The sequence below is a fragment of the Bradyrhizobium sp. AZCC 1678 genome, assembly GCF_036924765.1.
Taxonomy (GTDB): Bacteria; Pseudomonadota; Alphaproteobacteria; order Rhizobiales; family Xanthobacteraceae; genus Bradyrhizobium; species Bradyrhizobium algeriense.
In genome coordinates, this window is the sequence record NZ_JAZHSE010000001.1 from 1,531,511 (window position 1) to 1,557,070 (window position 25,560).

Consider the following 25,560-nt stretch of genomic DNA (forward strand, 5'->3'; position numbering starts at 1 on the left):
ATCAAACTCGCTTCACGATGGGCCGGCCCAGCAGTCCAGCCGGTTTGACAACCAGGACGGTGATGATCAGCGCAAGCGCGATCGGCAGTTTCAGTTCGTTACCGACGCCGGGAATGTAGGTCCCGGCGAGATTTTCAAACACGCCGACTAGGAAGCCGCCGAGCACGGCGCCAAGCGGTGAGGTCAGGCCGCCGAGGACGGCCGCGGCAAATCCGTAGATCAGCACGCCGCCCATCATGTTCGGCTCCAGGAACACGACAGGTGCGATCAGGATGCCGGCGATCGCGCCGATGGCGGAAGCCATGCCCCAGCCCAGTGCGATCATCCACGATGTGTTGATGCCGACCAGGCGGGCCGATTCCGGCAGCGAGGCGGCAGCGCGCATCGCAAGCCCGATCCGTGTGAACTGAAAGAAGAAATAAAGTGCGATCAGCAGTCCCAGCGTGACGCCGATCATGCCGGCCTGGTGGGTCGAGATCAGCTGGCTGCCGAGGAAGGGTGAGGATCCGAACGGCGACGGATACTGCTTGATGGTGAAGTCCCAGATCAGGCCGGCCACGGAGTTGACGATCGCAAACAATGCGATGAAGCCCGCGACGTTGGTCAGGATCGGAGCCTTGGCGAGCGGCTTGAACAGCAGCCGCTCGATGGCGATGCCGCCGGCAAAGGAGATGATCAGCGTGGCGAGGAAGGCCCACCAGTACGGGATGCCCCACTGCATCAGCTGCCAGGAAATGAAGGTCGAAAACATCGCCATTTCGCCCTGGGCGAAATTAAGATGGTCGATCGCCTGGTAGATCATCACGACGGCAAGCGCCATACAGGCATAAATCGCGCCCGTGGCGATACCGGCCAGGACTTGGTTGGTAAAAAGCTCCATTGTCCTGCTCCTCAGTAGCCGAGATAGGATTTACGGACGTCTTCGTTGGTCGCGATGTCCTTGGCGTTGCCCGACATCACGATCCGTCCGGTTTCGATCACATAGGCCTGGTCGGCGAGCTCCAGCGCCAGTTGCGCGTTCTGCTCCACCACCAGGATGGTGACCTTGTCCTCGCGGTTGATCTTGCCGAGGATCTTGAACAGCTCGCGCACGATCAAGGGCGCCAGGCCGAACGACGGCTCGTCCAGCAGCATCAGCCGCGGCCGCAGCATCAGCGCCCGCGCGACCGCGAGCATCTGCTGCTCGCCGCCCGACAGCGTGCCCGCCTGCTGGGTATGCCGTTCTTTCAGCACCGGGAAGTGCTCGTACATGCGCTCGATATCGGCGACGATGTTCTTCTTGTCGGTGCGGGTGATGGCGCCGAGCTGCAGGTTTTCCTCCACCGTCATGGTGGTGAAGGTGCCGCGCCCCTGCGGCACATGGGCAATGCCGAGGCGGACGACGTTTTCGGTCGACTTGCCGGAGAGCGGCTTGCCCTCGAACTCGATCGCGCCGGTCGAACGCACCATGTTGCAGATCGCGCGCAGGGTGGTGGTCTTGCCGGCGCCGTTGGCGCCGAGCAGGGTGGTCAGCGAGCCCTCGTTGAGCGCGAAGGAGAGGCCATGAAGCGCCTGGACCTGCCCGTAATAGGCGCGGAGATCCTTGACGTTAAGCATCGAGGTCATTGGTCTTTGCTCCCCAGATAGGCTTTGATGACATCCGGGTCGGCCTGGACCTGGGCCGGTGTTCCCTCGGCGAGTTTGCGGCCGAAGTTGAGGGCGACGACATGGTCGGCGATCGACATCACCAGACCCATGTGATGCTCGACCAGCAGCACGGTCATGTGGCGCTCGTCGCGAATGCGGCGGATCAGATCGCCGAGCACGTGGACTTCTTCGTGGTTGAGGCCGCCGGCGGGCTCGTCGAGCAGCAGGATCTTTGGATCGGCGGCAAGCGCGCGCGCCAGCTCGACGCGCTTCTGTGTGCCGAACGGCAGGCCGGAGACCACCGTGTGGGCGACGTCGTTGAGATCCAGATAATCGAGGATCTCGTGGACCTTCTTGTTGACGTCGGCTTCGGTGCGGCGAACCCAGGCGAGCTTCAGCGAGTCCGAGATGATGTCGCTTGAAGTGCGCGCGTGGGTGCCGACGCGAACGTTGTCGAGCACCGACAGATTGGGAAACAGCGCGACGTTCTGGAAGGTGCGGCCGATGCCGATTTCGGCGATCCGGTGCGGCGGACGCGTCAGAATGCTCACGCCCTCCATCAGAATATCGCCGGAGCTCGGCTGATAGAGTCGGGAGAGACAGTTGAACAACGTCGTCTTGCCGGCGCCGTTCGGGCCGATCAGCCCAAGGATATTTCCCTTGTGCATGTTAAACGACACGCCGTTCAACGCGATGATGCCGCCGAACACGACGCTGACGTCGCGAACCGCGAGCAGGGGAGCATTTCCCTGCGCGAGCTGGGCCTGCGTCATCGGGTCTCGCCCGCGCTGATCACAGGGCGGGAATGACCACGCGAAGATTTTCGCCAGTCGTGATGAAGGCTATCTGATCCCCTCGGACACACGTGCAACTTTTCCTCCTGCTTTCAACTTCTTATTTTCTGTTTTTTGGATTGCGGGGCCGCGCCGCCCAACGCTGCCTCGATGTTCCTTACCATCGTCACAAGACGAGGTCCAATGTCGTTGATCAAGCGATCTTCCGTGAAACGGAAAGCGGGCGCGCCGCAATTAAAGGCATACGGTCCGGTTCCGTCGTTGAGCTTCAGCGGCACACCTACGGCGTGCACATCCTCCTGCCATTCACCTGCGGAGATGGTGAAGCCGTAACGCGCGAGCATTTCGCCCGCGCGTTCGATGCCGTCGCGCATTTTGGGCCAGCGATTGCCGTAGTGATCGCGCAGTTCGCGCAACAAGGTGGCGCGCTCATCCTCGGGCAGCGCCCAGATATAGGCGCGCCCCATCGCGGTGGTCGCGATCGGTACGCGCGAACCGACGTCGAGCTGTACGCCGAGCAGCCCGGTACGGCTTTGCCCGAAATAGATCATGCTGTGACGGTCGCGTCCGCCGACCGCGACGGCGCCGCCGGTCTCGCGCATCAGTTCTTCACGATAAGGTTCGGACAAATGCCGAACGCCGAGATTGGCAAGGGCGGCATACCCCAGCGCCATGGCTGATGGCGCGAGCTGATACTTCTCGAAGCGCGGAACGGGTGTAAGATAACCCAGCTTGGTCAGGGTGTAGGTCAGCCGGGAAATGGTTGGCTTCGGCAAATTGGTACGGGCGGCGAGTTCTTGATTGCCGAGAAGCCCGTCGTTGGGATGAAATGCGCGCAACACATCAAGTCCGCGGGAAAGCGCGACGACGAAGCTGCGATCAGTCGCCACCTTTTTCCCTGGACGCTTCATTACCCGCTACTGCTGATGAGCTCGTTGACAACGGACGTGCTTCAAAATAACCCTCCGTGTCAAGATGTGGAATTAAATTTCGCAGTGCGAAATTAGCGAAAATCGACCGTAGCCACTCAACGCAAGTCGAGCGGCATCCAAGAACAAACGATCCAGAGAACAAACGATCCAGGGAGAGTCCCGTGAGCGAAGTGGTAAAACTCGAACGTCATGACGTCATCGCCATCGTCACGGTCAACAGCCCGCCGGTAAATGCGCTCAGCGCCGCGGTGCGCGGCGGTATTTTCGAATGCATGAAGAGCGCGATTGCGGACACGGAAGTTAAGGCCATCGTGCTGACCTGCGGCGGTCGCACCTTCATCGCCGGCGCCGACATCACCGAATTCGGCAAGCCGCCGAAGCCGCCCGGCCTCGCCGAAGTGCTTGTGCTGATGGAAAACTCGCCGAAGCCGATCATTGCGGCCATTCACGGCACGGCGCTTGGCGGCGGTCTCGAAGTCGCTCTGGCATGCCACTATCGCGTCGCGACCAAGGAAGCCAAGCTCGGCCTGCCCGAAGTGAAACTCGGCCTGTTGCCGGGTGCCGGCGGCACCCAGCGGCTGCCGCGCGCGGTCGGCCCGGAACTCGCGGTCAAGATGATCGTCAGCGGCGATCCGATCGGCGCGGCGGAAGCGCTCAAGAACGGCCTGATCGAGGAGATTGTCGAAGGTCCGGCTTCGGGCGGCGAGGCTTTTGCGCTCAAGGTGCTGGCGGAGAAGCGCCCGCTGCGCAAGCTGCGCGACGACGACTCCAAGCTCGCGGCGGCCAAGGCCGACATTTCGATCTTCACCAATGCGGTCGCAGCCCTGACCAAGAAGGCGCGCGGGCTGGAAGCGCCGTTCGCGGCCGCGGATGCCGTGCGCGCCGCGATCGAACTGCCGTTCGACGAAGGCCTGAAGAAGGAGCGCGAGGGCTTTCTCAAGCTCGTCGCCAGCGACCAGTCCAAGGCGCAGCGCTACGCTTTCTTCTCCGAGCGGGAAGCCGCCAAGATCGCCGGCGTGCCCGAGGGCACCAAGCCGCGTCCGGTGGAACGCGTCGCCATTATCGGCGCCGGCACCATGGGCGGCGGTATCGCGATGTCGTTCGCCAATGCCGGTATCCCGGTGACGCTGATCGAGACCGGCGAAGAGCAGCTCAAGCGCGGCATGGGCGTGATGCAGAAGAATTACGAGGCCACCGCGGCCCGCGGCGGCATCCCGGCGGATGCGCCCGCCAAGCGCATGGGCCTGATCAATGGCGTCGTTGGCCTGGAGAACGTCAAGGACGCTGACCTGGTGATCGAGGCCGTGTTCGAAACCATGGCGGTGAAGAAGGAAGTGTTCGAGGCGCTCGACAAGCACGCCAAGCCGGGCGCGGTGCTGGCCAGCAACACCTCGTATCTCAACATCGACGAGATCGCGAAGGTGACAAAGCGTCCGCAGGACGTGCTCGGCATGCACTTCTTCTCGCCGGCCAACGTCATGAAGCTGTGCGAGATCGTCCGCGCCGACAAGACAGCGCCGGATGCGCTGACGACGGCGGTTTCGATCGCGCGCAAGATCGCAAAAGTGCCGGCCGTGGTCGGCGTCTGCGACGGGTTCGTCGGCAACCGCATGCTGGCCCAGCGCGGCAAGCAGTCGGAAAAGCTGCTGTTCGAAGGCGCATTGCCGCAGAAGGTCGACGCCGTGGTGACGAAATTCGGCATGCCGATGGGCCCGTTCGCGATGAGCGATCTCGCCGGCCTCGATATCGGCTGGCGTTCGCGCAAGGACCGCGGCATCAAGTCGGAAATCGCCGACGCGCTGTGCGAAGCCGGGCGCTTCGGCCAGAAGACCGGCAAGGGCTACTACAAATATGAAGGCGGTTCGCGCGCGCCGCTGCCCGACCCGGAAGTCGAAAAACTGATCGATGAGACGTTGCAGCGTCTCGGGCGCAAGAAGCGCGTTGTCAGTGATGACGAGATCCTCGAGCGCATGATGTACCCGATGATCAACGAGGGTGCGCGCATCCTTGAAGAGAACATCGCGGCGCGTCCGAGCGACATCGACGTGATCTGGCTCTACGGCTATGGCTGGCCGATCTATCGCGGCGGCCCCATGTTCTACGCCGACCAGGTCGGTCTCAAGCACATCGCCGATCGTCTCTCCTATTACGCCAAGGAGACCAACGATCCCTCGCTCGAACCGGCCCCGCTGCTCAAGCGCCTCGCCGATGAAGGCAAGACCTTTGCGTCGCTGGCCGCGCAGTCGAAGGCGGCTTGATGGGGCATCCCGGAGAGCAGTTCTATCCGGAAGGCGTCCGCTGGGACGATCCGATCGCGTGCGGCACGCTGCCCGACCTGTTGTCGGCAGCTGTTGCCGAATTCGGATCGCGGCCGGCGATCGAGTTTCGCGACCGGCCGATCAGCTACAGCGAACTCGAAGCGCTGGTGGAGACGGCGGCCAGCGCCTTCCTTCGCGCCGGTTATGGCAAGAACAAATCGGTCGCATTGTTCCTCGGCAATTCGCCGGATCATCCGATCAATTTCTTCGGCGCGCTGAAAGCCGGCGGCCGCGTCGTGCATCTGTCGCCGCTCGACGGCGAGATCGCACTGTCGCACAAGCTCACTGACTCCGGCGCGCGGGTGCTGGTCACCAGCAATCTGTCGGCGCTATTGCCGACCGCGCTGAAATTTCTCGATAAGGGCCTGCTGGACCGCCTGATCGTCTGCGAGGACGATCATTGGGGCAGGATCGGAGCGCCGCAGACGGGGCTGCCGGAAAACCCTGCGGTCATCACTTACAGGCAATTTGTCGACGGCGCGGCAAAACCTTCGCAGTGGCCGGCGATATCGGCCGATGACGTTGCGCTGCTGCAATATACCGGCGGCACCACCGGCTTGCCAAAAGGCGCGATGCTGAGCCACGGCAACCTGACCTCGGCGGTGTCGGTCTACGACGTCTGGGGCAGGCCGGCGCGCGCCGAGCGCAACGCGATCGAACGCGTGATCTGCGTGCTGCCGCTGTTCCACATCTACGCGCTGACAGTGGTGCTGCTCTCCGCAATCCGGCGCGGCCACCTGATCTCGCTGCATCAGCGTTTCGACGTCGAGGCTGTCATGCGCGACATCGAGGTCAAGCGCGCAACGGTATTTCCGGGCGTGCCGACGATGTGGATCGCGATCGCAGCACTTCCCGATCTCGACAAGCGCGACCTGTCCTCGCTGGTGTCCTGCGGCTCCGGCGGCGCGCCGCTGCCGGTCGAGGTCGCAAAAATCTTCGAGCGCCGGGTCGGCATGAAGCTGAAGAGCGGCTGGGGCATGACCGAGACCTGCTCGCCCGGCACCGCTCATCCCAAGGAAGGGCCGGACAAACCAGGCTCGATCGGCCTGATGCTGCCCGGCATCGAGATGGACGTGGTGTCGCTGGAAGACCCGAAAAAGCTGATGCCGGTCGGCGAGGCCGGCGAAATCAGAATCCGCGGCCCGAACGTCACCAAAGGCTACTGGAACAGACCGAAGGAAACCGCGGACGCTTTTGTTGGCGACCGCTTCCTCACCGGCGATATCGGCTACATGGACGCCGACGGCTATTTCTATCTGGTCGACCGCAAGAAGGACATGATCATCTCCGGCGGCTTCAACGTCTATCCGCAGATGATCGAGCAGGCGATCTACACCCATCCTGCCGTGCAGGAAGTGATCGTGATCGGAATTCCCGACGACTACCGCGGCGAGGCTGCGAAGGCTTTCATCAAGCTGCGCGACGGCGCCAAGCCGTTCACGCTGGACGAATTGCGTACCTTCCTGACCGGCAAGATCGGAAGGCACGAGATTCCGGCGGCGGTCGATTTCGTCGACGAACTGCCGCGCACCCCGGTCGGAAAATTGTCGCGCCACGAATTGCGGATGCAGCAACAGCCTTCGCAGGCCACCATCAAGAAAGACGTCGCGTAACCGGAATCTGGAATTATTCGTTCACAGGAGGATCCGATGGATCTCGCTTTCAGCAAGGAAGAAATCGCGTTTCGTGAGGAGGTGAGGGCCTTCTTCCGGGACAACGTGCCGCCGGAAACGCGACGCAAGATGGTGGAGGGGCGTCACCTCTCCAAGGACGAGATGGTCGCCTGGTGGCGCATCCTGAACAAGAAGGGCTGGGGCGTCTCGCACTGGCCGAAGGAGCATGGCGGCACGGGGTGGAGCTCGGTGCAGCAATATATCTTCAATGAAGAGCTGCAGATGCACCCCGCACCCGCGCCGCTCGCCTTCGGCGTCAGCATGGTCGGCCCCGTCATCTACACCTTTGGCAACGAAAAGCAGAAGAAGCAGTATCTGCCGCGCATCGCCAATGTCGACGACTGGTGGTGCCAGGGCTTTTCCGAGCCCGGCTCCGGCTCCGATCTTGCATCGCTCAAGACCAAGGCCGAGCGCAAGGGCGACAAGTACATCATCAACGGCCAGAAGACCTGGACCACACTCGCCCAGCACGCCGACATGATCTTCTGCCTGTGCCGCACCGACACATCAGCGAAGAAGCAGATGGGCATCTCCTTCATCGTGTTCGACATGAAGTCGAAGGGCGTCACCGTGCGCCCGATCGAGACCATCGACGGCGGCCATGAGGTCAACGAAGTGTTCTTCGACGACGTCGAGGTGCCGGTCGAGAATCTGATCGGCGAAGAGAACAAGGGCTGGGACTACGCAAAATTCCTGCTCGGCAACGAGCGCACCGGTATCGCCCGGGTCGGCGTCTCCAAGGAGCGGCTGCGCCGCATCAAGGATCTCGCCTCCAAGGTCGAACAGAACGGCAAGCCGGTGATCGAGGACCAGGGTTTCCGCGAAAAACTCGCCGCCTGCGAGATCGAGCTGAAGGCGCTCGAGCTCACGCAGCTCCGCGTCGTCGCGGATGAAGGCAAGCACGGCAAGGGCAAGCCCAACCCGGCGTCTTCGGTGCTGAAGATCAAGGGTTCGGAAATCCAGCAGACCACCACCGAACTGTTGATGGAAGTGATCGGCCCGTTCGCGGCTCCTTACGACGTGCATGGCGACGACGGCTCGAACGAGACCATGGACTGGACCGCCCAGATCGCGCCGAGCTACTTCAACAACCGCAAGGTCTCGATCTACGGCGGCTCCAACGAGATCCAGCGCAACATCATCACCAAGGCGGTGCTGGGGCTTTAGTCCTGCCACAACAACACATGTCGTCCCCCGCGAAGGCGGGGGACCCAGTACGCCGCGGTGGTCGTGATTCACGAAATGCGGCTGCGATTACTGGATCCCCGCCTTCGCGGGGATGACGATAGAGAGCTCGGCAACGGCGTTGCCCGAATTGAATTCTGGAGAAAGTAACGAACATGGATTTTGATTTGTCCGAGGAGCAGCGCCTTCTCAAGGAAAGCATCGACGGTCTGTTGACCGACTCCTACGATTTCGATGCGCGCAAGAAGTACCAGAAGGAGAAGGGCGGCTGGAGCAAGGCCGTCTGGGGCAAGCTCGCCGAGCAGGGCCTGCTGGGCCTGCCGTTCGCCGAAGCCGATGGCGGCTTTGGCGCCGGCGCGGTCGAAACCATGATCGTGATGGAGGCGCTCGGCAAGGCGCTGGTGCTGGAGCCGTATCTGGCGACGGTGGTGATCGGCGGCGGCTTCCTGCGCCATGGCGGCTCGGCCGAGCAGAAAGCCGCGCACATCCCCGGCATCATCGACGGCAGCAAGACCTTTGCGTTCGCGCAGCTCGAGAAGAACTCGCGCTACGACCTCGGCGATGTCGCAACATCAGCCAAGAAGAAGGGCGCGGGCTGGGTCATCGACGGCGAAAAATTCGTCGTGCTCAACGGCGAGAACGCCGACACCCTGATCGTGACCGCGCGCACCAAGGGCGCACAGCGCGATCGCAGCGGCATCGGCGTGTTCCTGGTGCCGGCAAACGCCAAGGGCGTCACCCGCAAGGGCTATCCGACCCAGGACGGCCTGCATGCTGCCGACATCACGCTGACCGGCGTCGAAGTCGGCGCCGATGCCGCGATCGGCGATCCCGAGAACGCTCTGGCGCTGATCGAGCGCGTGGTGGACGAAGCCCGCACTGCGATGTGCGCGGAAGCCGTCGGCGCGATGGATGAATCGCTGAAGAGCACGGTCGAATATCTCAAGACGCGAAAACAATTCGGCGTGCCGATCGGCAGCTTCCAGACCCTGCAGCACCGCGCCGCCGACATGTTCGTGGCCCTTGAACAGGCCCGCAGCATGTCGATGTTCGCGACCATGGCGGCCGATTTCGACAGCGCCAAGGAGCGCGCGACCGCGGTCGCCGCCGCCAAGGTGCAGATCGGCAAATCAGGCAAGTTCATCGGCCAGCAGTCGATCCAGCTTCACGGCGGCATCGGCATGACCCAGGAAGCCAAGATCGGCCACTACTTCAAGCGGCTGACCATGATCGAAAACACCTTTGGCGACACCGACTACCACCTCCGCCGCGTCACCGACGCGGGCGGGTTGGTGTAGGACGGATCGTCATTGCGGGGCGACAATGTTGCCCCGTCATTGCGAGCGAAGCGAAGCAATCCATAGCGCCGCACAGGGATAGATGGATTGCTTCGTCGCTTCGCTCCTCGCAATGACGCGGAGGTAGCGAGCAAGGAACAATCAACAATGAAAAACACCCCGTTCGATCTCACCGGAAAAGTCGCTGTCATCACCGGCTCCAGCCGCGGCATCGGCCGCTCCTCCGCCGAACTGCTGGCAAAGCTCGGTGCAAAAGTCGTGATCTCCAGCCGCAAGGCTGACGCCTGTCAGGAAGTCGCCGACGGCATCAACAAGGCCGGCGGCGACGCCCATGTCATTGCCTGCAACATCTCCCGCCGCGAGGAAGTCGAGGCGCTGGTCACGGGCACGACAAAGCATTACGGCAAGGTCGACATCCTCGTCTGCAACGCCGCGGTGAATCCGTATTACGGCCCGCTGCTCGACATCAAGGACGAGGCCTTCGACAAGATCATGGGCAGTAACGTCAAGAGCAACATCTGGCTCTGCGCGCTGGCGATCCCGCAGATGGCCGAGCGAGGCAACGGCTCGGTGGTGATCATCTCGTCCATCGGCGGCATGCGCGGCTCGACCGTGATCGGCGCCTACGGCATCTCCAAGGCCGCGGATTTCGCGCTCTGCCGCAGCCTCGCCGGCGAATGGGGTCCGAAAGGCGTCCGCGTCAATTGCGTGGCACCGGGTCTGGTGAAAACCGATTTCGCCAAGGCGCTGTGGGAAGATCCGGAAATGCTCAAGCGCCGCACCGCCGGCACCCCGCTCCGCCGCATCGGCGAGCCCGACGAAATCGCCGGCGCGGTAGCGTATCTGGCCTCGGATGCCTCGACCTTCATGACCGGCCAGACCATCGTGGTCGATGGCGGCGTGACCACGGCGGCGACGTAGTTTCTTTCTTACCCTCCCCTGGAGGGGGAGGGTCGACGCGCAGCGGCGGGGTGGGGTGACGGTCTACCCACATCCAACAGTGCCCGAGTTGAGAGATCACCCCACCCCGGCTCACATTTCGCTGCGCTCAATGTGAGCCGACCCTCCCCCTCCAGGGGAGGGTGAAGCGAAGCGCCATCCCATATTGACCTTGGCCTTCCAATCCGCTCCCTTGGGCCGAACATCACCTCCCGGGGAAGCAGCGTCATGTCCTTTGTACTGGCCATCGATCAGGGCACCACGTCCTCGCGCGCCATGGTGTTCCGCAGCGACATCTCGATCGCCGCGACGGCGCAGCAGGAATTTCCGCAGCATTTTCCGGCGTCCGGCTGGGTCGAGCACGAGCCCGAGGATATCTGGACCTCGACGGTCGCGGTCTGCCACGAGGCGCTGGAAAAGGCCGGCCTGACGGCAAAGGACATCGCCGCGATCGGCATCACCAACCAGCGCGAGACCACGGTCGTGTGGGACCGCGCGACGGGGCAGGCCGTGCACCGCGCCATCGTCTGGCAGGACCGCCGCACATCAGACATCTGCGCCAAATTGAAGAGCGAAGGCCACGAGCCGAATATTTCCGCCAGGACCGGCCTGATCATCGATCCCTATTTTTCGGGCACCAAAGTCGCCTGGATCCTCGACCACGTGCCGGGCGCGCGCGAACGCGCCGGCCGCGGCGAACTGATGTTCGGCACTGTCGATTGTTATCTGCTGTGGCGGCTGACCGCTGGCCGTGTGCATGCGACCGACGCCACCAATGCCTCGCGCACGCTGCTGTTCAACATCCACACCGGCGAGTGGGACGATGAGCTCTTGAAACTCCTGCGCGTGCCGCGCTCGATGCTCCCAGAGGTAAAAGATTCCTCCGCCAAATTCGGCGACAGCGACCCAAGCCTGTTCGGCGGCGCGATCGCCATTTCAGGCATCGCCGGCGACCAGCAGGCCGCCACCATCGGCCAGGCCTGCTTCACGCCCGGCATGATCAAGTCGACCTACGGCACCGGCTGTTTTGCGCTGCTCAACACCGGCACCACGCCGGTCGCCTCGAAGAACAAGCTGCTCACCACCATCGCCTATCAACTCAACGGAAGGCGCACCTACGCCCTCGAAGGCTCGATCTTCGTCGCAGGTTCCGCTGTGCAGTGGCTGCGCGATGGCCTCGGCATCATCAAGCAGGCGTCCGAAACCGGCCCGCTCGCCGACAAATCCGATTCCATGCAGAGCGTCTATCTGGTGCCGGCCTTCGTCGGCCTCGGCGCACCCCACTGGAATCCCCGCGTCCGCGGCGCGCTGTTCGGCCTCACCCGCAACACCGGCCCCGCCGAACTCGCTCACGCCGCGCTGGAAAGCGTCTGCTACCAGACGTTTGACCTCTGGGCCGCGATGCGATCCGACTGGCCGGATGCGAACGCCGCCAACATCGTGCTCCGCGTCGACGGCGGCATGACCGCCTCGGACTGGACCATGCAGCGCCTCGCCGATCTGCTCGACGCGCCCGTCGACCGCCCGATGATCCAAGAAACCACGGCGCTGGGAGCGGCCTATCTCGCCGGGCTACAGGCCGGCGTCTATCCCGAGCCCGCAAAATTCGCCGACAACTGGCGGCTGGAGCATCGCTTCAAGCCGGCGATGAGCGCGGCGACACGCGAGCGGAAGCTTAAGGGCTGGGCGCGGGCGGTGAAGGGCGTGCTGGCGAGCGATGAGGGGGAGTAGCACCGGATGATATTACCCGACGGCTACTCCGACGTTCCCGCCGGCAAGATCGCTGCGGTCGTCACGCACCTGGAGATGACCGCGCGCCCCGGGCCGCGTCCCGATCCCGCGGGTGCATGGACGCTGCGGCGGGTTGAGATGCCGCCGCTCGACTGGTTTCGCGATCTCTATCGCCGCGTCGGCGAGGAGTGGCTGTGGATTTCAAGGATACGGATGCCTGACGCGCAATTGGCCGCGATCATTCAATCGCCGCTGATGGAGATCTACGCACTGGCGCATGAGGGGTGCGACGAAGGTTTGCTCGAGCTGGATTTTCGCGAGCCCGGGCAATGCGAAGTCGTCTCTTTCGGAGTCGCCGAAAAACTTGTCGGAACCGGCGCCGGACGCTGGCTGATGAATCGCGCGCTGGAGCTCGCATGGTCGCGGCCGGTTACGCGCGTCTGGCTGCACACCTGCACCTTCGATCATCCCGCCGCGCTCGCCTTCTACCAACGCTCAGGCTTTCGTCCATTCCGGCGGCAGGTCGAAATGGTCAATGATCCGAGGCTCGATGGGACAGTGCCGCGCGACGTGGCGCGGCATGTGCCGGTTATTGAGTGATTAAGTAGGGCGGCGCGGGCGTGTATCCAAGCCGGCAAAGTTCGCCGACAACTGGCGGCTGGGGCACCGCTTCAAGCCCGCGATGAGCGCGGCCACGCGCGAGCGGAAGCTGGCGGGCTGGGCGAGGGCGGTGAAGGGCGTGCTGGCGAGCGACGAAGGGAAGTAACGTCATTCTAAACTGTCGTCGGTGAAGAATTCCCAAGTGACTGATATGGAATCTGAAAACGCGACATTTGGGCAGTCGAATTTGCCGGAAACCTGGCGTGCGGAAGGGGATTCCTTGCAAACTTGATTCGTGATTCTCTCGCCTGGGAATGATTTGGCGGGGGCGCGATGCGGCCACGGGAACGGCGAGAAACGGGTGAGCAGGATCTGTTCCGGTCCCGGCTCGATCAGATCATCGACATGAAGCATCCACTGGTGACGCTGGGGCGCACGGTGGATTGGGGGTTCCTGGAAGGGCGCCTCGGCGAGGTCTACACGGACGGCCCCGGCCAGCCGCCGCTGCCGACGCGATTGATGGCGGGGCTGGCGATCCTCAAGCACAGCTATGACCTCTCCGATGAGGTGCTGTGCGAGCGTTGGGTCGAGAACCCCTATTACCAATACTTCTGCGGCGAGGAATTCTTCCAGCACCGGCTGGTGTTCGACCGCTCGTCGCTGACGCGCTGGCGAAGCCGCATGGGCGAGGAGCGGCTGGCTGCGCTGATCCAGGAAAGCCTGTCGGTTGCCACCAGGACCAAGGCGATCAAGCCATCCGAACTGTCACGGGTGATCGTCGATACCACGGTTCAGCCCAAAAACGTGACGTTCCCCACCGATGCGAAGCTTCTGAACCGGGCGCGCGAGAAATTGGTGCGGCTGGCGAAGCTGCGCGGGGTGGATTTGCGCCAATCCTATGCGCGGGTGGGCAAGCTCGCGCTGATCCAGCATCAGCGCTATGCCCACGCCAAGCAGTTCAAGCGCGCCAACCGGATGCTCAAGAAACTGCGCACCTATCTCGGCCGCGTCATCCGTGACATCGCCCGCAAGATCGAGGGCGACGGCGGGCTCGAAGCGGCGTTTACAAAGCTGCTGGCGCTGGCTCGGCGGGTGCGCGAGCAGAAACAGCATCAGCGCGGGCCGAAGATCTATTCCCTGCACGCGCCGGAAGTCGAATGCATCGGCAAAGGCAAGGCGCATCGGCCTTACGAGTTCGGCGTCAAGGTGAGCGTCGCCACCACCCTCAAGCACTGCAAGGGCGGCCAGTTCGTCGCCCATGTGAAAGCGCTGCCCGGCAACCCTTACGACGGTCACACCCTGGCAAGCGTGATCCCGGACATGGAGGCGCTCGTCGGCAGCACCATCGCGCGCATCCTCGCGGACAAGGGATACCGCGGCCACAATGCGCCGCCCGACTACAGGTTCAGGGTCTTCATCTCTGGCCAGAAGCGTGGGGTGACGCCCAAGATCAAGCGCGAATTGCGCCGCAGGTCCGCCGTCGAGCCCGTCATCGGCCATCTCAAGGCCGAGCACCGCATGGGTCGCAACTATCTCTGGTTCCGCCGCGGCGACGCTGCCAACGCCGTCCTCGCCGCCGTCGGCTACAACTTCCGCCGTCTGATCCGCTGGCTCACACTCTTGTTGCGCCAAATCCTGACGGCACTCTTCCCGGAGCCGTCGATCAATCAAACCTGAGATCAGGATTCTTCACGGGCGACTAAACTGCCAGGCAGTGAACGATGCGGTATCGGTCGAGGCTTGGGATCAGATCCGCGATTTCAATAGTTCGAGCTCGACTTTTTTGATTCCGAGAGGAGAAATGCGAACCCGACCATTGCCCTTGTCGTACTCCAAAAGACGTTGAGCATGGAACGGCTCAATGACTTGTGATCTAAAATTGCCAATCGTGCTGTACTCCACCCAACCGAACAAATCCGCCACAGAAATCCAAGCTGGCTTCTGATGCAGCAAGAGCAGAGCTTGCCCCTTCTTGTCCATCTTCGGATCAAGCACTCTTCGAATCTGGTCGATTTCCCAAATCAAAGGATGTTTGCGTTCGATCAATGCGTCGACAGCCTCCTGCGCTTCGCTGGTTGAAGTCTGGTGGAAAATTCGAACAAGTTCGGCCAACACCCAACTGGACATGCTGTACACCGCCGAAGCATCAAGAAAATTCGGATCAACGTCCCCGCCGACGTGTCCAACACCTCGATTGTTTCTGATCTCGTAGAGAGCGGGCAACATACGGGGTATCAATACACGCAAGCTCCGATCCCCCACTCGCATGGGGTCACTCGGCACGCCTTCCAAGGCTCGACAGGCACTAACCATGTTTGGCGGCTTGGAAGGATTGTTAGCAAATGCCCCAGATAAAGCACCTTCGACGATCGTGTAGACGACTTCCGAAAACTTTCCGCCATTTAGTTCCGAAGACTCCCACCTATGCTCTACGTAGTTTGACGCGATCTCCCGAAAGCTTTTGAGCAGGGGTGCTCGCAAGCCGACAGGCAGTCCTGCAAGCAGCGTTGTCTCATCGATCATCGGATTTGCTCAATTCGTTGACGAGCAAAGCGGCGGCTTTCAGGCCGGGCGCTGTAAGCATCCAGCCCCGGCTCTGCGAACCCGTTAACTCGTTCACTCCTTTGAACGCTTCAACGTGGTGCCTGTTGTTATAGCAGCCAAAAGTTTGGCAAAGCGATCGCCCGCTCGCATCGTTAAAATCCGAAATCCCAACCTCAAGAAATTTAGATAAGCCAACCAACAAATATGCGTTCAGAACTTTCTCCTTATTGCCCTTGCCAGGGATATGGGTGGCGATGATCTCAAATTTTCCTTCAGACGCATGAAACAGATGCGATAATTGTTCGACAGTAATGCTGTTCTGCTTCGCCCAAAGATTTGCTTTGTTTGAGAGCGGAAACTCATCACTATTGGCCAAGAGTGCCGTATTGTTCGTTGCAGTCAGCGGCGTTTTCGGTTCGTGAATTGGATCAGTGGCTTCACCCAGCAATGCAAGCGATGCTTTGATTATTCGGCCTCGCTGCTCCGACGACAAAGGCGTCAATAGGTCAACGATATCGGCCACGATCTTTGCGGACTGTTGCGGCATAGAATCACCTGTCCATGTTGGCATGAGCTGACGAATTCAGAGATCAGCGAGCGTCTTGGCTAAGTCCTGCCGTTCCTTGCTCGACAGTGCATAAGTATCCGTTGATACGAGGCGGAGACGATCTGCCCTAGTCAGTCCGTTTAGGTAAGTCGTGAGGTTATTGACAAAGGTTTCCTTGAAATGGGCCGGTGCGGTCCTCATTTCCGCGGTCAATTCCTGACGTGTAAATTTTGGTTTGCCCTGAACAAAATGAAGATTGGCGGCGGCCGCAATCACAACATCGGATCCTGACTTGGCACCGAGAGCATTTGCGATTGTGTCCGTAGAGTGATCGAACGACTGTTCGGTTGTCGCGCTTCCGAGTCGGTGCTTGGCCAAGTCGGGTGCCTTTACTTCCACTCCAAACTTTTGCGATGCCCAGCTTAGGACCCGACCTCTCTCCTCTGAGCTAAGGTTTTCCATAGCATCCAATAATTTCCCCATGGCTATTAGCTCCTGATCTTCGGCCATCTCTTCAAGTCCTTTAAGAATTTCTGATGAGTCGAAAGATAGTAATAGCATGCACGTTCGCAAGAATTTTTTGCGAAATTCGCACAGAATATTCTGATTTGAATTGGAGTTGGTCTTAGAAGTATGGCTGATGCAATTAGAATATTGAGTGTTTTTGCATAACAAAAATATGAAATATATACGTTATATCAGTATGTTAACAACATATCCTAGGGTGGAATAAGTTTCTCATATGGAATACGACATATGAGGAGGGTGGCGGTCAAAACACCTCTTGCTTCGCCCGCGCCAGCGAGAATCCGCGACGGTCGGCATTGAAACAGGTGATTCCCGCCTGCTCGGACTTGCACGTAAATCCGCCGCGCTGCCACACCTCGCCGTAAGCGAGCACCGGCAACGAATTGTCCATCACGGTGTCGCCGCGGCAGATGCGCGCGGCGGGGCCTTTGGCGTTCATCTCGAAAGCGCTGCCGTAGTCGAGTTCGCAATCGGCGGGGCGTCGCGGCTTGGTTTCTATCGCACTGATGTCGCAGCGGAGGCTGTTCTGCTTGTCGTAGTCGAAATATTGGCAGGCGATGTTTTTGGATGGGGACTGAAAGCCGGCGGGCGCGGATTGGGCGTGGGCTGTGGCGGCAAGTGTCAGCACGGAAAGCGCGGAGAGCATGGCCAAGGTACGCATCATCATGTCACTCGCCGGTTGCAATATGAGGCAGGGTATCTAGGATAACGCTGAGCGCAACCCCAACCCCTCATGTCATGTCCGGACTTGATCCGGGCATCCATCAATCTTCGGAAGATTCTCTCCGAAGAAGATGGATTGCCGGGTCGAGTATGGGTGGGCGCGCTTCGCGCTTTTGCCCGGCAATGACGAGTGAAACTCCATGATCCTGATCGGCCAATACGACTCCCCCTTCGTCCGCCGCGTCGCCATCGCCATGCGGCTCTATGATCTGCCCTTCGAGCACAAGCCGTGGTCGACCTTCGGCGATGCCGACAAGATCGCGCCCTATAATCCGCTGCGGCGGGTGCCGACGCTGGTGCTCGATGACGGCGAGGCGCTGATCGAGAGCGCGATGATCCTGGATCATCTCGACGATGTCGTTGGCCCCGACAAGGCGATGATCGCACGCAGCGGCGAGACGCGGCGACGGCATTTGCGGATCGGCGCGCTGGCGATGGGGCTGGGCGACAAGGGCGTCAGCCTGCTGTACGAGCGTGTGCTACGGAAGGAGAAGCAGCTTGATCTTTGGGTCGAGCGCTGCAAGTCGCAGATATCGGGCGTGCTCGACGTACTGGAAAAGGAGCGCGCGGCGGTCAAGACACCGTATTGGTCCGGCGAGAAGATCGGCCACGCCGACATCGCGGTCGCCTGCGTGCTGCGCTTCACCGGCGAGGCGCATCCCGCACTGTTCGACGCGCGCTATCCCGCATTGAAGGCGCATTCCGAGGGCTGCGAGGCGCTGCCGCCGTTCAAGGAAATCGTCCAGCCGCTGGCGCCGCCGAGCGGCGATTGAGCTGGACGGGGCCGAGCCCGGCCACGGCCGCGGAGGCAGGCCCAATCCTACTTTGCATGGGGTTGTTTTCGCGATTTTTGTCAGGCCGGGTGCGGCGTGTCCGGGGAGTCGCGCCGCCGGGCCGCCAGCCTCGCTTTCAGGCCTTCGGCCGCATCGCCTCCGGCGTGTCCGGCTGCGCCAGCGGATGCGCCTTCGCAAATTCCGGCAGCGCCATCGCGGTCTCGAAGATGCGCTTCACCGTCGGATAGATTTTCAGGTCGATCTGCTGCGTCACGGCGACGGTGACGTGGCCGACCATGCAGATATCCGCCAGCGTTGGCGCGTCGCCATGACAAAACCGGCCAGTGTCCTTGTGCCCCGCCAGATGCCCCTCCAGCGCGGCCAGCGTTTCCACGATCCAGTGCCGCCGCCACGCCGCCTGCTGCGTGTCGCGCAGGTTGAGTTCGTGGTCGAGATAGCGCCGCACCCGCGGCACCAAGAGCGGATGGCCTTCGCAGGCAACCATCAGCGCCAGCGCGCGGACACGGGCGCGGCCGGCTGAGTCGGCGGGCAGCAGCGGCGGAGATGGGTATTTCTCGTCGAGATATTCCAGGATCGCGAGCGACTGGAACAGCGTGGTGCCGTCATCCTCGACCAGCGCCGGCAACGCCATCTGCGGATTGATCTTGCGATACTCGGGGTCACGATGCGCGTTGGCGTCGAGGTCGACGAAGATCACCTCGGCCGGGACGTTCTTCAGATTGAGCGCGATGCGGACGCGAAAGCTCGCCAGCGATCGCCAGAAGGAGAAGAATTTCATGGGGGAAGCCTCGGGCACCACGTCATGCCCGGATTGATCCGGGCATCCATCACCTCGCAAGATTCTCGTGAAGATGGATCACCGGGTCAAGCCCGGTGATGACGAGTTACGCCCCCACCGCCTTCCTGCGCCAGGCCAGATGCACCGCGCAGGCGCAGCCGGGCGGATGCGAGGCCAAATCCTTGGAGGTAACGTCGTTGGCGGGGACGGTCACCATCGGCACCGGCTCTTTCGCGGGCTGTTCCTGCGCGGGAATGTAGTTCAGCACCGGCGCCAGCCAGCGTTCGGTCTCGGCGACGCTCATGCCCTTGCGCGCGGCATAGTCCTCGACCTGATCGCGCTCGATCTTGCCGACGCCGAAATAGAAGCTCTCGGGATGAGAGAAATAAAGCCCCGACACCGACGAGCCCGGCCACATCGCAAAGCTCTCGGTCAGCCTCACGCCTGCGGTGTTCTCGGCATCGAGCAGGCGGAACAGCGTCGCCTTCTCGGTGTGATCGGGCTGCGCGGGATAGCCGGGCGCCGGGCGGATGCCGGCATATTGTTCGAGGATCAATTGATCGGAAGCCAGCGCCTCGTCCGGCGCGTAGCCCCAGAATTCCTTGCGCACGCGCTGATGCATCCGCTCGGCGAATGCTTCGGCCAGACGATCGGCCAGCGCTTTGCATAGGATCGAGGAGTAATCGTCATTGGCGTTCTTGAAGCGGTCGGCGACCGCGTCCTCGCCGATCCCGGCGGTGACCACGAAGGCGCCGACATAATCGGGCACGCCGGACGAGGCGGGGGCGATGAAATCCGACAGCGCGGCATTGAAGCGGCCTTCGCGCTTCTCCAGTTGCTGGCGCAGCGTGTGGAAGGTCGCGATCTTTCTGGCTCGCGCATCGTCGGCATAGACGGCGATATCGTCGCCGTCGGCATTGGCCGGCCAGAAGCCGATGGTGGCGCGGGCCTTGAACCATTTCTCCCTGACGATGAGATCGAGCATCTTGCGCGCGTCGTCATAGAGCGAACGCGCGACTTCGCCGATCTTGGGATCGTCGAGGATGGCCGGGAAGCGTCCGGTCAATTCCCAGGTCTGGAAGAACGGCGTCCAATCGATGTATTCGGCGAGCTCCGCGAGATCGTAGGCGTCAAAACTCCTGATGCCCAAAAACGCCGGCCTCTTCGGCGGCGTCTTGGCGAAGTCGGCCTTGACCGCGTTGGCGCGGGCGTCGGCGAGCTTCAGCCGCTTCTTGTCGGCCTGGGCGCGGAAATGCGCCGCGGAAATTTTGGCGTATTCGGCGCGGATGTCGGCGGCATAGGCCTCGCGCCGCTCGGGCGAGAGCAGTGACGACGCCACGCCGACGGCGCGGCTGGCGTCGTTGACGTGCACCACCGGTCCACCCTTGTAGTTCGGGTCGATCTTCACGGCTGTGTGGACACGGCTGGTGGTGGCTCCACCGATCAACAGCGGCATCTTCATGCCCTGCCGCTCCATTTCGCCGGCCAGAAAACTCATCTCGTCGAGCGAGGGCGTGATCAGGCCGGACAGCCCGATGATATCGGCATCTTCCGCCTTGGCGGTCTCGATGATCTTGGCGGCGGGCACCATCACGCCGAGGTCGATCACCTCGAAATTGTTACATTGCAGCACGATGCCGACGATGTTCTTGCCGATGTCGTGGACGTCGCCCTTGACGGTGGCGAGCACGATCTTGCCGGCGGCGTTGCGGCCGTCGCCGGTCACGCCGTTGGCGAGGTTGCGCGCCTTCTCCTCTTCCATGAATGGCATCAGATAGGCGACCGCCTGCTTCATCACGCGCGCCGACTTCACCACCTGCGGCAGGAACATTTTTCCGTCGCCAAAGAGGTCGCCGACGATGTTCATGCCGGCCATCAGCGGGCCTTCGATCACGTTTAGCGGCCGCTCCACCGTTTTGCGGACGGCTTCGGTGTCTGCTTCGATGAATTCGGTAATGCCGTGCACCAGCGCGTGGCTCAGCCGTTTCTCGACCGGCCACTCGCGCCAGGCGAGGTCCTGCTCCTTGGTCTGCTTCTCCTTGCCGCGGAATTTCTCCGCCAGCGCCAAAAGCCGCTCGGAAGCGCCGGGGTCGCGGTTGAGGATGACGTCTTCGCACACCTGGCGCAGTTCGGGATCGATGTCGTCATAGACGATCATCTGCCCGGCATTGACGATGCCCATGTCCATGCCGGCATGAATGGCATGATAGAGAAACACCGAATGCATGGCCTCGCGCACCGGCTCGTTGCCGCGGAACGAGAACGAGAGGTTCGAGACGCCGCCGGAGATGTGCGCATGCGGCAGGTTCTGGCGGATCCAGCGCGTCGCCTCGATGAAGTCGACGCCGTAATTGTTGTGCTCTTCAAGTCCGGTCGCGATCGCAAAAATATTCGGGTCGAAGATGATGTCTTCAGGGGGAAAGCCGACTTCGTTGACCAGGATGTCATAGGCGCGCTTGCAGATTTCGGTCTTGCGCGCAAACGTATCTGCCTGTCCGACCTCATCGAACGCCATCACCACGACCGCAGCGCCATGGCGGCGCGCGATGCGGGCCTCGTGGATGAATTTCTCCACGCCTTCCTTCATCGAGATCGAATTCACCACCGGCTTGCCCTGAACGCATTTCAGGCCGGCCTCGATCACGTTGAATTTCGAGGAGTCGACCATCACGGGGACGCGGGCAATGTCGGGCTCGGCGGCGACGAGGTTGAGGAAGGTCACCATCGCGGCTTCGGAATCGAGCAGGCCCTCGTCCATGTTGACGTCGATGATCTGGGCGCCGTTCTCGACCTGGTCGCGCGCCACCTGAAGCGCCGCGGTGTAATCGCCCGCCGTGATCAGCTTGCGGAATTTCGCAGATCCCGTGACGTTGGTGCGCTCGCCGACATTCACGAACGGGATCGCCGGCGTCAGTTCGAACGGCTCGAGGCCCGAGAGCCGCAGCCGCGGCTCGATCGTAGGAACCGCGCGCGGCTTGTGCGGGGCAACCGCTGCCGCAATCGCGGCGATATGGTCCGGCGTGGTACCGCAGCAGCCGCCGACGATGTTGACAAGGCCGGCCTCGGCGAACTCGCCGATCAGGCGGGCCATGTATTCCGGGCTCTCGTCATACTGGCCGAACTCGTTGGGCAGGCCGGCGTTCGGATAGGCGCAAACCAGCGTGTCGGCGACGCGGCCGATGTCCGCGATGTGCGCGCGGAGATCTTCGGCGCCGAGCGCGCAGTTGAAGCCGATGGTGATCGGTTTGGCGTGCCGCACCGAATTCCAGAACGCTTCCGGCAATTGTCCCGACAGCAGGCGGCCGGATTTGTCGGTGATGGTGCCCGAGATCATCACGGGTACGTCGATGCCGCGCGCTTCGGTGATCTCGGAGATGGCGTAGAGCGCCGCCTTGGCGTTCAGCGTGTCGAAGATGGTTTCGACCAGCAGCAGATCGGCGCCGCCGTCGAGCAGGCCGTTGATCTGTTCGCCATAGGCCTTGCGCAAATCATCGAAGGTGACGGCGCGGTAGCCGGGGTTGGAAACGTCGGGCGAGATCGACGCGGTGCGATTGGTCGGCCCCAATGCGCCGGCGACGAAGCGCGGCTTGCCGTCCTCGGCGCTGACGCGCATCGCTGCGGCGCGGGCGAGTTTTGCGCCGTCGCGGTTCAGTTCGTAGGCGAGGTCCGACATGTCGTAGTCGGCCTGCGCGATCGAGGTCGAGGAGAACGTATTGGTCGCGACGATGTCGGCGCCCGCGCGCAGGTAAGCCGCGTGGATGTCCTCGATCGCCTGCGGCTGCGTCAGGATCAAAAGGTCGTTGTTCCCGCGGACATCGCGATGAAAATCCGCGAAACGCGCGCCGCGAAACGCGGCTTCGTCATACTGCAGGCCCTGAATCATGGTGCCCATGGCGCCGTCGAGCACCAGGATGCGCTCGCGGGCGGCGGCGAGCAGGGCGGTTCGCTTGGGCGAAATCTTGGCACTCATCGGATCAAGCGGCCTTCTGTGCGCCATTGGGACGGATGCCCAGGAGATGGCTGATCGCAAACACGAGGTCCGCGCGATTCATGGTGTAGAAGTGAAAGGTGTCGACGCCATGCTTGGCGAGTTTTTGCACCTGGCCGGCGGCGACGGTCGCGGCGACCAGCTTGCGCGTCTCGGCGTCGTCGTCGAGGCCATCGAACTTATCCGCCAGCCAGGTCGGCACCGTCGTGCCCGCGCGGGTCACGAAGCTGCGCGCCTGCTTGAAATTGTGCATCGGCATGATGCCGGGGACGACCGGAATATCGATGCCGCGGGCGCGGACGCGATCGAGGTAGCGGAAGTAGAGGTCGTTATCGAAGAACACCTGCGTGATGGCGCGCGCCGCGCCGGCGTCGACCTTTGCCTTGAGCGTGTCGATATCGGCATCGATCGTCGGGCTCTCCGGATGCTTTTCGGGATAGGCCGAAACCGAGATTTCGATATCGGGATAGCGCTTCTTGATGCCTTCGATCAGATCGGGCGAGCTCTGATAGCCGTCCGGGTGGGCATGATAGGCGGTGCCGATGCCGCTGGTCGGGTCGCCGCGCAGCGCCACGATGTGGCGGACGCCGATCTCGTGATAGCGCGCCACCACCTCGTCGATCTCGCCCTTCGGCGCGCCGACGCAGGTCAGATGCGCCGCTGGCGTCAGGCGGGTCTCTTTCAGGATGCGCGCGATGGTCGAATGGGTGCGCTCCCGGGTCGATCCCCCGGCGCCATAGGTCACGGACACGAAATTCGGCGTCAGCGGCGCCAGCCGGTTGATGGTCTCCCACAGGCTCCGCTCCATCTCTTCCGTCTTGGGCGGGAAGAACTCGAAGGAGATCCTGGGCGAATGCAGCGCGCGATGGCCGTCGAAAGCGGGGGGCGTAACCTCGGTCATGGCACTTCACTAAGCTCCGAAAGGATGGGCCGGCATCAAGCCCTAGCGGCAGTCAGCTAAAATAGGCCAAACGAGCCTGGCCAAACAGCCCATCGTTGATGGGAAATAGCCCAATTACTGTACGAATATGCGAAATATTGACTTTATAGAAATGACGGTGGGCAACAAGGAGCTTGGCTATTAGTTAGTATAAACATATAGTTATGCAGAAATCGGCTTTCCATAGGAGGCGTTCTGGATTGTGGGCAGGTTACCAATGTGGTCAACTTGTCACGTATTGTCCCACTTATGGTCCGCGTCCCGCCGCTGCTTTCCCCACAAGCGCGGGCCTGATCTGCGCCGACCGGGCCTTTGTCGCCCTCGCTTACCACATTAGTTTAGCGCCATGATCCCGCTTTCAGTCCTTGACCTCTCCGTCGTCACCACAAGCACCCGTCCGGCCCACGCGCTGCAGAACAGCATCGATCTGGCGCGCCATGTCGACGGCCTCGGCTATGTCCGCTACTGGCTCGCCGAGCACCACAATCTGGCCTCGGTGGCGAGCCCCGCGCCCGACCTGATGATCGGCCAGATCGCCGCGGTAACGAACAACATCCGCGTCGGCTCCGGCGGCGTGATGCTGCCCAACCATGCGCCGCTGGTGGTGGCCGAGCGCTTCAAGATGCTGGAGGCGCTGTTCCCCGGCCGCATCGATCTCGGCCTTGGCCGCGCGCCCGGCACCGATGGCGCCACCGCGCACGCGCTGCGTAGCCGGCTCGACCGCCGCGAGGGCGATGACTTCCTCGAACGCTTAAGTGAACTGGTGTTGTGGGAGACCCGCGATTTCCCGGCCGGCCATCCCTACAACAACGTGGTGGCGATGCCCGACGACACGCCGCTGCCGCCGATCTGGCTGCTCGGTTCGAGCGATTACAGTTCGGAGCTGGCGGCGCAAGTCGGCATGGGCTTCGCGTTCGCGCATCATTTTGCGTCTTATGACGCGATCGCGGCGATGACCAACTACCGCGACCATTTCAAGCCATCCGGCTGGCGCCCCACGCCGCACGGCATCCTCGCCATCGCAGCGGTCGCCGCCGAAACCGATGCGGAAGCCGAACAGCTCGCCTCCTCGATGGACCTCAACCGCCTGCGCCGCGACCGCGGACAATACCTGCCGCTGCCGAGCGTCGAGGAAGCGCTGGCCTACAATTACAGCGACGCCGAGCGCGCCTCTGTCATGCGCAACCGCTCGCGCTTGTTCGTCGGCAGTCCCGCGACGATCCTGTCGAAGCTTGAGCCGATGATCGCGGCAAGCAAGCCGGATGAACTCATGATCATCACCGCTGTCTACGATCACGACGCGCGCAAGAAGTCGTACAGTCTGCTGGCGGATGCCTTTGGGCTGAGCAAGAAAGCTGCCGCCTAGATCGTGATGACTTTTCTGCAAATCATTATCTCATTCTCTTCTTAGCATTCTCTTAGCATTCCTGCCTTTCAGCATTCCTGATCTGCATGCCTGCGTTTGTTCAAGCCTGGAAGCAACCAAGCGTTGTCAACGAAGTTGTTGAAGTCTCCAACCAAGGAGACAAGCAATGGAACTGAAATCTGCTGTTGTCGGGTTGGCCGCCCTAGGCGGCGTTGTACTCGCTGCCGGCTCGGCTAATGCCGCAATGCCGAATGGG

Annotated in this window: 20 protein-coding genes and 2 pseudogenes; 11 read left to right on the forward strand and 11 right to left on the reverse strand. The window is 62.1% G+C overall.

Annotated elements, in window-relative coordinates:
* Window position 1: 1 nt before the first annotated feature.
* The 4 genes and pseudogenes from V1294_RS07265 to V1294_RS07280 all read right to left on the reverse strand — a co-directional run bounded on the left by V1294_RS07265 (window position 2) and on the right by V1294_RS07280 (window position 3,331).
* On the reverse strand, window positions 2–880 hold the full coding sequence (locus V1294_RS07265; RefSeq protein WP_108514348.1) for a branched-chain amino acid ABC transporter permease: 879 nt from the start codon (window positions 878–880) through the stop codon (window positions 2–4).
* An 11-nt stretch (window positions 881–891) separates the two neighbouring features.
* Complete coding sequence (locus tag V1294_RS07270; RefSeq protein ID WP_334476811.1) at window positions 892–1,605, reverse strand: ABC transporter ATP-binding protein; 714 nt, start codon at window positions 1,603–1,605, stop codon at window positions 892–894.
* The gene (locus tag V1294_RS07275) at window positions 1,602–2,399 is read right to left on the reverse strand and encodes an ABC transporter ATP-binding protein (RefSeq protein ID WP_247783107.1); all 798 of its coding nucleotides are present in this window, start codon (window positions 2,397–2,399) and stop codon (window positions 1,602–1,604) included. Before V1294_RS07275 ends, V1294_RS07270 begins: the two co-directional genes overlap by 4 nt.
* Window positions 2,400–2,468: 69 nt before the next feature.
* Window positions 2,469–3,331 (reverse strand): annotated as a pseudogene (locus tag V1294_RS07280) (IclR family transcriptional regulator).
* A 182-nt stretch (window positions 3,332–3,513) separates the two neighbouring features.
* Between V1294_RS07280 and V1294_RS07285 the strand changes: the two are divergent.
* From V1294_RS07285 to V1294_RS07320, 9 genes and pseudogenes are all read left to right on the forward strand, one after another.
* Window positions 3,514–5,610, forward strand: coding sequence for a 3-hydroxyacyl-CoA dehydrogenase NAD-binding domain-containing protein (locus V1294_RS07285; RefSeq protein ID WP_334496068.1), 2,097 nt, complete (start codon window positions 3,514–3,516; stop codon window positions 5,608–5,610).
* Window positions 5,610–7,283, forward strand: coding sequence for a dicarboxylate--CoA ligase PimA (gene pimA / locus V1294_RS07290; protein ID WP_334496070.1), 1,674 nt, complete (start codon window positions 5,610–5,612; stop codon window positions 7,281–7,283). Before V1294_RS07285 ends, pimA begins: the two co-directional genes overlap by 1 nt.
* 36 nt (window positions 7,284–7,319) lie before the next feature.
* Window positions 7,320–8,510 carry a pimeloyl-CoA dehydrogenase large subunit gene (gene pimC / locus V1294_RS07295; protein ID WP_334496072.1) on the forward strand — a complete coding sequence of 397 codons (1,191 nt, stop codon included), beginning with the start codon at window positions 7,320–7,322 and terminating at the stop codon, window positions 8,508–8,510.
* A gap of 173 nt (window positions 8,511–8,683) precedes the next feature.
* Window positions 8,684–9,826 carry a pimeloyl-CoA dehydrogenase small subunit gene (gene pimD, locus V1294_RS07300; protein WP_334496073.1) on the forward strand — a complete coding sequence of 381 codons (1,143 nt, stop codon included), beginning with the start codon at window positions 8,684–8,686 and terminating at the stop codon, window positions 9,824–9,826.
* Between the two features lie 147 nt (window positions 9,827–9,973).
* A complete protein-coding gene (locus V1294_RS07305) occupies window positions 9,974–10,747 on the forward strand; it encodes an SDR family NAD(P)-dependent oxidoreductase (RefSeq protein ID WP_334496075.1) in 774 nt (257 codons plus the stop codon).
* Between the two features lie 246 nt (window positions 10,748–10,993).
* Window positions 10,994–12,496 (forward strand): glycerol kinase GlpK, encoded by a 1,503-nt coding sequence (gene glpK / locus V1294_RS07310; RefSeq protein ID WP_334496076.1) that lies wholly within the window; start codon window positions 10,994–10,996, stop codon window positions 12,494–12,496.
* A 6-nt stretch (window positions 12,497–12,502) separates the two neighbouring features.
* Window positions 12,503–13,096 carry a GNAT family N-acetyltransferase gene (locus V1294_RS07315; RefSeq protein ID WP_334496078.1) on the forward strand — a complete coding sequence of 198 codons (594 nt, stop codon included), beginning with the start codon at window positions 12,503–12,505 and terminating at the stop codon, window positions 13,094–13,096.
* A gap of 14 nt (window positions 13,097–13,110) precedes the next feature.
* A pseudogene (locus V1294_RS37910) lies at window positions 13,111–13,262 on the forward strand (glycerol kinase); the annotation flags it as partial.
* A 167-nt stretch (window positions 13,263–13,429) separates the two neighbouring features.
* A complete protein-coding gene (locus V1294_RS07320) occupies window positions 13,430–14,773 on the forward strand; it encodes an IS5 family transposase (RefSeq protein ID WP_334481944.1) in 1,344 nt (447 codons plus the stop codon).
* A 69-nt stretch (window positions 14,774–14,842) separates the two neighbouring features.
* On the opposite strand, the gene V1294_RS07325 is transcribed toward V1294_RS07320, so the two are convergent.
* The 4 genes from V1294_RS07325 to V1294_RS07340 form a co-directional block, all read right to left on the reverse strand.
* Window positions 14,843–15,619: a hypothetical protein gene (locus V1294_RS07325; RefSeq protein WP_334496079.1), complete on the reverse strand. Its 777-nt coding sequence runs from the start codon at window positions 15,617–15,619 to the stop codon at window positions 14,843–14,845.
* The gene (locus V1294_RS07330; protein ID WP_334496080.1) at window positions 15,609–16,163 is read right to left on the reverse strand and encodes a hypothetical protein; all 555 of its coding nucleotides are present in this window, start codon (window positions 16,161–16,163) and stop codon (window positions 15,609–15,611) included. Before V1294_RS07330 ends, V1294_RS07325 begins: the two co-directional genes overlap by 11 nt.
* Before the next feature lie 60 nt (window positions 16,164–16,223).
* The gene (locus V1294_RS07335; protein WP_334496082.1) at window positions 16,224–16,748 is read right to left on the reverse strand and encodes a hypothetical protein; all 525 of its coding nucleotides are present in this window, start codon (window positions 16,746–16,748) and stop codon (window positions 16,224–16,226) included.
* 211 nt (window positions 16,749–16,959) lie between these two features.
* Window positions 16,960–17,382 (reverse strand): DUF6636 domain-containing protein, encoded by a 423-nt coding sequence (locus V1294_RS07340; protein WP_334496083.1) that lies wholly within the window; start codon window positions 17,380–17,382, stop codon window positions 16,960–16,962.
* 196 nt (window positions 17,383–17,578) lie between these two features.
* On the opposite strand from V1294_RS07340, the gene V1294_RS07345 reads away from it, so the two are divergent.
* On the forward strand, window positions 17,579–18,211 hold the full coding sequence (locus tag V1294_RS07345) for a glutathione S-transferase family protein (RefSeq protein WP_334496085.1): 633 nt from the start codon (window positions 17,579–17,581) through the stop codon (window positions 18,209–18,211).
* A gap of 136 nt (window positions 18,212–18,347) precedes the next feature.
* On the opposite strand, the gene maiA is transcribed toward V1294_RS07345, so the two are convergent.
* The 3 genes from maiA to metF form a co-directional block, all read right to left on the reverse strand.
* The gene (maiA, locus tag V1294_RS07350) at window positions 18,348–19,010 is read right to left on the reverse strand and encodes a maleylacetoacetate isomerase (RefSeq protein ID WP_334496086.1); all 663 of its coding nucleotides are present in this window, start codon (window positions 19,008–19,010) and stop codon (window positions 18,348–18,350) included.
* A gap of 106 nt (window positions 19,011–19,116) precedes the next feature.
* A complete protein-coding gene (gene metH, locus V1294_RS07355) occupies window positions 19,117–22,980 on the reverse strand; it encodes a methionine synthase (protein ID WP_334496088.1) in 3,864 nt (1,287 codons plus the stop codon).
* Between the two features lie 4 nt (window positions 22,981–22,984).
* A complete protein-coding gene (metF, locus tag V1294_RS07360) occupies window positions 22,985–23,899 on the reverse strand; it encodes a methylenetetrahydrofolate reductase [NAD(P)H] (protein ID WP_334496090.1) in 915 nt (304 codons plus the stop codon).
* A 385-nt stretch (window positions 23,900–24,284) separates the two neighbouring features.
* On the opposite strand from metF, the gene V1294_RS07365 reads away from it, so the two are divergent.
* Window positions 24,285–25,304 carry an LLM class flavin-dependent oxidoreductase gene (locus V1294_RS07365; protein WP_334496092.1) on the forward strand — a complete coding sequence of 340 codons (1,020 nt, stop codon included), beginning with the start codon at window positions 24,285–24,287 and terminating at the stop codon, window positions 25,302–25,304.
* Window positions 25,305–25,560 lie beyond the last annotated feature (256 nt).